This window comes from Methylocella sp. (genome assembly GCF_041905455.1).
Taxonomy (GTDB): Bacteria; Pseudomonadota; Alphaproteobacteria; order Rhizobiales; family Beijerinckiaceae; genus Methylocapsa.
The window spans coordinates 49,711-55,995 of record NZ_JAYRLA010000018.1 but is presented as its reverse complement, the minus strand read 5'-3'; the positions used below and the strand labels follow the sequence as shown (position 1 = coordinate 55,995).

General features: G+C 69.5%; 6 protein-coding genes and 1 pseudogene. 5 read left to right on the top strand and 2 right to left on the bottom strand.

Annotated elements, in window-relative coordinates:
- Window positions 1-110, top strand: a pseudogene (locus ACE3OG_RS13940) (IS5/IS1182 family transposase); the annotation flags it as partial.
- Between the two features lie 13 nt (window positions 111-123).
- Here ACE3OG_RS13940 and ACE3OG_RS13935 read toward each other — a convergent pair.
- Window positions 124-759 carry a hypothetical protein gene (locus ACE3OG_RS13935; RefSeq protein ID WP_374309658.1) on the bottom strand — a complete coding sequence of 212 codons (636 nt, stop codon included), beginning with the start codon at window positions 757-759 and terminating at the stop codon, window positions 124-126.
- Between the two features lie 154 nt (window positions 760-913).
- On the opposite strand from ACE3OG_RS13935, the gene ACE3OG_RS13930 reads away from it, so the two are divergent.
- Complete coding sequence (locus tag ACE3OG_RS13930) at window positions 914-2,026, top strand: anhydro-N-acetylmuramic acid kinase (RefSeq protein WP_374309656.1); 1,113 nt, start codon at window positions 914-916, stop codon at window positions 2,024-2,026.
- Between the two features lie 32 nt (window positions 2,027-2,058).
- Entirely contained in the window at window positions 2,059-2,628 is a 570-nt protein-coding gene (locus ACE3OG_RS13925; protein ID WP_374309654.1) for a carboxymuconolactone decarboxylase family protein, read from the top strand.
- Window positions 2,629-2,634: 6 nt separating this feature from the next.
- Here ACE3OG_RS13925 and ACE3OG_RS13920 read toward each other — a convergent pair whose 3' ends face one another.
- A complete protein-coding gene (locus ACE3OG_RS13920) occupies window positions 2,635-3,324 on the bottom strand; it encodes an alpha/beta hydrolase (protein WP_374309652.1) in 690 nt (229 codons plus the stop codon).
- A 215-nt stretch (window positions 3,325-3,539) separates the two neighbouring features.
- On the opposite strand from ACE3OG_RS13920, the gene ACE3OG_RS13915 reads away from it, so the two are divergent.
- Together ACE3OG_RS13915 and sufB are read left to right on the top strand one after the other, a co-directional pair.
- On the top strand, window positions 3,540-4,724 hold the full coding sequence (locus ACE3OG_RS13915; protein WP_374309650.1) for a cysteine desulfurase family protein: 1,185 nt from the start codon (window positions 3,540-3,542) through the stop codon (window positions 4,722-4,724).
- Between the two features lie 77 nt (window positions 4,725-4,801).
- The gene (gene sufB, locus ACE3OG_RS13910; protein ID WP_374309648.1) at window positions 4,802-6,277 is read left to right on the top strand and encodes a Fe-S cluster assembly protein SufB; all 1,476 of its coding nucleotides are present in this window, start codon (window positions 4,802-4,804) and stop codon (window positions 6,275-6,277) included.
- Window positions 6,278-6,285: the final 8 nt, after the last annotated feature.

Here is a 6,285-nt window from a genome sequence, read left to right as displayed (position 1 = left end):
GCTTCAACAAGCTCAAGCACTTCCGCAGGTTCGCGACACGCTACGATCGACGCGCCAACCTCTATCTCGCATTCATCCACCTCGCCGCAATCGATCTATGGCTGCGTTGAATGTGGATTCGCCCTAGAGCGCGCGGCCCGGCTTGGGCCAGGGGATTCCGCTCATCACGTCGGCGACCGGGGGCGCGAGGCCGCGCCGTCTGGCGCGGGCGGCGTCGGCCGTGCTCAACATGCCGCCGATGAAGCTCATCGCCTCGGGCGGCACGCCCGGCGCGGGATCGCCCGAAGCGATGATCCGCTCGGCGACGGCGGTGAGCGAATCGACGAAGTCCTTGACCTGCGGCAGGTCGGGGTTCGCCGCGGAGAGCCGCCCCCCGGATTTCAGCGTGAACACGGTCTGGGCGATCCAGGCGATCGCCTCATTGTCGGCGCGGCGCACGCTCTGGCCCTTGCGCACCACGTCGATGATCGCATGCGTGCATTCATGCACGATCTGCGCGCGCCCCTCGAGCGTGGCGTAAAAGCCGAGGTCGCGCCGCCTGAAGCGCAGCACGTCGGCGCCGTCGTCATATTCGGCGCCCGACGAAGGGTCGACGACGCCGAAGCGCACGTCGACGCACCCTTGCGCGACGAGGTCGCAGACATAGCCGTAATGATAGCCCATGATCGACACGCCGGCGGCGACGAAGCGGATGTCGAGGCAGGCGCGGCTGTTCAGGACGCCGACGATTTTCACGCGCAGCTGCTGTTCGTCGCCCATGGCCCTTCTCCCGCCGCAGATGAATGGCGCCATCCTGCGCGAGGCGCCGGGACGAAGAGGTGTGCGGCTGCACAATCCGGCTTGCCTTGACCGCGGCCGGCGTCGAACATGCGCGGCGGCGCGACGCGCCCGGCGAAGACGGAGACCGACGCGAATGACCTTGCTGCGCGCCATAGGGCTGATGAGCGGCACCTCGATGGACGGCGTCGACGTCGCCATGATCGAGACGGACGGGGAAGGTCAGATCCGCCTCGGCGACGTCGCCTTCCACCCTTACGTCCCGGCCGAGCGCGCGCTGCTGCGCGCGGCGCTCGCGCAGGCCGTCGGCCTCGACGACAGGCGGGCGCGCGCGCCCGCGCTCGCCGACGCGGAGGCGATGGTCACGGCGCGCCACGCGGAGGCGGTCAGGCGCTTCATGGACCGGCGCAGGCTGGCCGCCGCGGACGTCGACGTCGTCGGCTTCCACGGCCAGACCGTCCTGCACCGCCCGGACAAGCGGCTCACCGTGCAGCTCGGCGACGGCCAGGCGCTCGCCGACGCGACAGGGCTCCCCGTCGTCTATGACTTCCGCGCCGCCGACGTCGCCGCCGGCGGGCAGGGCGCGCCGCTCGTGCCGATCTTCCACAGCGCGCTGTGCCGCGCGGCGGGCTTCGCCAGGCCCGCGCTCGTCGTCAACATCGGCGGCGTCGCCAACGTCACCTGGTGCGCGCCGGGCGCGGCGCCGATCGCCTGCGACGCAGGGCCGGGCAACGCCCTCATCGACGATCTGATGCTCGCCCGCGCGGGCCTGCCGATGGACCGCGACGGCCTCGTCGCGATGAGCGGCGACGTCGACGAGGAGGCGCTGGCGGCGCTGCTCGCCGATCCTTTCTTCGCCGCGCCGCCGCCGAAGTCGCTCGACCGCGGCTCGATCTCGGCCGCGCCCGTCGCAGGGCTGTCGACGCAGGACGCCGCGGCGACGCTCGCCGCCTTCACCGCCAGCGCGATCGCGCGCGCGCTGGAGCTGACGCCCGGGCCGGCTTTCGCGGCGATCGTATGCGGCGGCGGGGCGCGCAATCTGGCGATCATGCGCGAGCTCGAGCGCCGCATGCCCTGCGCGGTCTCGCCGGCGAGCGAGTTCGGCTGGTCGATCGACGCGATGGAGGCGCAGGCCTTCGCCTATCTCGCGGCGCGCCGCCTCAAGGATCTGCCGATCAGCTTTCCGGGCACCACCGGCGTCGCCGCGCCGCTCGCCGGCGGCGTCGTGGCGACGCCGCGCGCCGCGTGAACCCGGCCCTTTCTATAAAGAGGAGTTAAGACATGCGGCTTCCGCTCATCCCGCCGTCCGAGCTTTCGCCGGAGCAGCGCGCGCTCTACAATGACATGAGCGAGGGGATCGCGGCCAATTTCAAGGGCTTCGTCGCGGTGCGCGAGGACGGCGCCTTGATGGGTCCGTGGAATCCCTGGCTGCACGAGCCCGTCTTCGGCAAGGCGAGCTGGGAGCTCGTCAAGGCGCTCGCCAGCAATCCCTCGCTGCCGAAGAACGTGCGCGAAGTGGCGATTCTCGTCACCGGCGCGCATTTCAAGTCCGCCTACGAGCTCTACGCCCATGTGCTCGTCGGCGAGCTGCGCGGCCTTTCCGACGAGAAGATCGAGACGATCGTCGCAGGCCTTCGCCCGTCCGACCTGACGCGGCAGGAGGCGGTCGCCTATGATGTCGCCTACGCCCTCGTCAACGGCGCGGTTCTGCCGCAGCTTCTCTACAAGGCGGCGGTCGAGGCCTTCGGCGCCCATGGCGCGGCGGAGCTGTCCTATCTCGTCGGCCTCTATTGCCTCGTCTCGGTCACGCTGAACACCTTCAACACGCCGGTCCCCGTAGCGGACGACTGACGCGGCTCAGCGCTTCTCCGCCTGGTCGACGCGGGTCGGCGTCGGCAGGCGGGGCGGATTGCCGAGCCGGCGGTCGAGATAGAGGCCGACCTCCTCGATCAGCGGCTCGACGCAATTCTCGAAGAAATGGTTGGCGCCCGGGATCACCGCGTGCTCGATCTGAATCCCCTTCTGGGTCTTCAGCTTCTCGATCAGCGTCGTCACCTCCTTCAGCGGCGCGACGCGGTCCTGGTCGCCGTGCACGAACAGGCCCGAGGAGGGGCAGGGCGCGAGAAAGGAGAAATCGAAGCGGTTCGCCGGCGGGGCGATCGAGACGAAGCCCTCGATCTCGGGGCGGCGCATCAGAAGCTGCATGCCGATCCACGAGCCGAACGAGATGCCAGCGATCCAGCAGGCGCGCGCCTCCGGGTTGACCGACTGCGCCCAGTCGAGCGCGGCGGCGGCGTCCGACAATTCGCCCTGGCCGTGGTCGAAGCCGCCCTGGCTGCGCCCGACCCCGCGGAAATTGAAGCGCAGCACCGCGAACCCACGCTCGGCGAAGGCGTAATAGAGATTGTACACGATCTGGTTGTTCATCGTGCCGCCGAATTGCGGATGCGGATGAAGGATGATCGCGATCGGCGCGCCGCGGACGCTCGACGGATGGAAGCGGCCTTCGATGCGGCCGGCCGGGCCGTTGAACATGACCTCGGGCATGGTGTCTCCGTGAATGGCTATGACGCTTATGTGGCGGCGCGGCTCGCGCGCGCCAGCCGCCGCGGAGGACGAAATTCTCGTCGCGCGGATCGCAAGCCGCGGATAACCTTGCGAAGTTTCCGCAGCCGGCGGCGCGTGCCCCGTGCGGGCGGCCTTTCTAGCATGGGGGCGGTCTTGAAAAGCAAGGTTTTTCGCATGACGCGCAGGGACGGGTCGTGACGGCGCGCGCCTATCTCGACCACAACGCCACGACGCCGCTGCGCGCCGTCGCGCGGGCGGCCATGCTGCGGGCGTTCGATCAGCCCGGCAACGCCTCCTCGGCGCATGCGGAGGGGCGCGCCGTGCGGGCCCTCCTGGAGGACGCGCGCGCGCAGGTCGCGGGCGCGCTGGGCGGGCCGGCCGCGGGCGTCGTCCTCACGTCGGGCGGGACGGAGGCGCTCAACCTCGTCCTGACGCCGACGCTCGAAATCGGCGGACGCGGCTTCGACGTGCTGCTGACGGGCGCCGGCGAGCATCCCGCCGTCCTCGCCGGCCACCGCTTCGCGCCCGAACGGGCGAAAACCGTGGCGCTGATGCCCTCGGGCGCGCTCGACCTCGACGCGCTCGCGGCGGCGCTCGCCGGGCTCCAGGGCGCGCGCCCGCTCCTCGCGCTGCAGGCGGCGAACAACGAGACTGGCGCGGTCCAGCCGGTCGCCGCGGCCGCGGCGCTCGTCCATCAGGCCGGCGGCGCCCTCGTCTGCGACGCCGTCCAGGGCGCCGGCAAGATCCCCGTCTCCTTCGCGGGCCTCGAGGCCGACGCGCTGGTCGTCTCGGGCCATAAATTCGGAGGGCCGGTCGGCGCGGCGGCGCTTTGCTTTCGCGAGGAGGCTTCCCATATCGGGGATGTGATGATTCGCGGCGGCGGGCAGGAGCGCGGCGCGCGGGCCGGCACGCAGAACGTCGCCGCCGTCTGCGGCATGGCGGCGGCGCTCGCCGAGGCGGAAGGCGCGCGCGAAGAGGAGAGCATCCGGCTCGCGGCGCTGCGCGACGGGCTCGAGGCGGAAATCCTGCGGCGCGATCCGCAGGCGGCGATCTTCGGGCGGGAGGCGGCGCGGCTGCCCAACACCCTCGCTTTCGCCCTGCCGGGGATGGAGGCGCAGCTTCTGCTCATCAGGCTCGACGTCGAGGGCGTCGCGGTTTCGGCGGGCTCGGCCTGCGCCGCCGGCAAGACGAAGCCGTCGCATGTGCTGGCGGCGATGGGCGTCTCTCCCGAGCTCGCGGGCGGGGCGCTGAGGGTCAGCCTCGGCTGGAGCTCGACGCAGGCCGACTGCGCCCGCTTCCTTTCGGCGCTCGACGACGCGGCCGCGGCGTTGCGGGCGAGGGCGTCGCGGCAGGCGTCGAAACAGGCGTCCGCTTGTTGAAGACGGGCGCGGCGCTTCGGTCTATAGTGAAGTCCTGAACCGGCGGTCCTTGAAACCGACAGGGTGAGGAGTTGAAAATGGCGGCTGTCCAGGAGACCGTCGATCGGGTGAAGTCGATCGACGTCAGCGAGTATAAATACGGCTTCTTTTCCGACATCGAGTCTGAAAAGGCTCCCAAAGGCCTGAACGAGGACATCGTCCGCTTCATTTCGGCCAAGAAGGGCGAGCCGGACTGGCTGACGCAGTGGCGCCTTTCAGCCTACCGCCGCTGGCTCTCCATGGAGGAGCCGACCTGGGCCCGCGTCGATTTCCCGAAAATCGACTATCAGGACCTCTATTATTACTCGGCGCCGAAGAAGGCCGCCGGGCCGAAGTCGCTTGAGGAGGTCGATCCCGAGCTCCTGCGGGTCTATGAGAAGCTCGGCATCCCGCTGCGCGAGCGGGAGATCCTCGCCGGCGTCGAGAACCCCGAGCGCCGCGTCGCCGTCGACGCCGTGTTCGACTCCGTCTCCGTCGTCACCACCTTCAAGGAGGAGCTGGCCAAGGCGGGCGTCGTGTTCTGCCCGATCTCGGAGGCCGTCCAGACCCATCCCGAGCTGGTGCGCAAATATCTCGGCTCCGTCGTGCCGACGAGCGACAATTACTTCGCGACGCTGAACAGCGCCGTCTTCTCCGACGGCTCCTTCGTCTACGTGCCGCCGGGCGTGCGCTGCCCGATGGAGCTCTCGACCTATTTCCGCATCAACGAGCAGAACACCGGCCAGTTCGAGCGCACGCTGATCATCGCCGACAAGGGCTCCTACGTCTCCTATCTCGAGGGCTGCACGGCGCCCAAGCGCGACGAGAACCAGCTGCACGCCGCCGTCGTCGAGCTGATCGCCCATGACGACGCCGAGATCAAATACTCGACCGTGCAGAACTGGTATCCGGGCGACGCCGAGGGCAAGGGCGGCATCTACAATTTCGTCACCAAGCGCGGCGACTGCCGCGGCGACCGCTCGAAGATCTCCTGGACGCAGGTCGAGACGGGCTCGGCGATCACCTGGAAATATCCCTCCTGCATCCTGCGCGGCGACGATTCGCGCGGCGAGTTCTATTCGATCGCCATCTCGAACGGCTATCAGCAGGTCGATAGCGGAACCAAGATGATCCATCTCGGCAGGAACACGACGAGCCGGATCATCTCCAAGGGCATCTCGGCGGGCCGCTCGCAGAACACCTACCGCGGCCAGGTCTCCTCGCACCGCAAGGCGACCGGGGCGCGCAACTTCACCAACTGCGACTCGCTGCTGATCGGCGACGCGTGCGGCGCGCACACCGTGCCCTACATCGAGGCGCGCAATTCCTCGACGCAGTTCGAGCACGAGGCGACGACCTCGAAGATTTCCGAGGACCAGCTGTTCTACTGCATGCAGCGCGGCCTTTCGGCCGAGGAGGCGACGGCGCTGATCGTCAACGGCTTCGTGCGCGACGTGCTGCAGCAGCTGCCGATGGAGTTCGCCGTCGAGGCGCAGAAGCTGATCGCCATCTCGCTCGAGGGCAGCGTCGGCTGACGTCGGGC

What these genes read in the sequence shown, in the direction of transcription:
- ACE3OG_RS13935 (WP_374309658.1), bottom strand. Translation starts at nt 759, where the DNA reads ATGGGCGACGAACAGCAGCTGCGCGTGAAAATCGTCGGCGTCCTGAAC.
- ACE3OG_RS13930 (WP_374309656.1), top strand. Translation starts at nt 914, where the DNA reads ATGACCTTGCTGCGCGCCATAGGGCTGATGAGCGGCACCTCGATGGAC.
- ACE3OG_RS13925 (WP_374309654.1), top strand. Translation starts at nt 2,059, where the DNA reads ATGCGGCTTCCGCTCATCCCGCCGTCCGAGCTTTCGCCGGAGCAGCGC.
- ACE3OG_RS13920 (WP_374309652.1), bottom strand. Translation starts at nt 3,324, where the DNA reads ATGCCCGAGGTCATGTTCAACGGCCCGGCCGGCCGCATCGAAGGCCGC.
- sufB (WP_374309648.1), top strand. Translation starts at nt 4,802, where the DNA reads ATGGCGGCTGTCCAGGAGACCGTCGATCGGGTGAAGTCGATCGACGTC.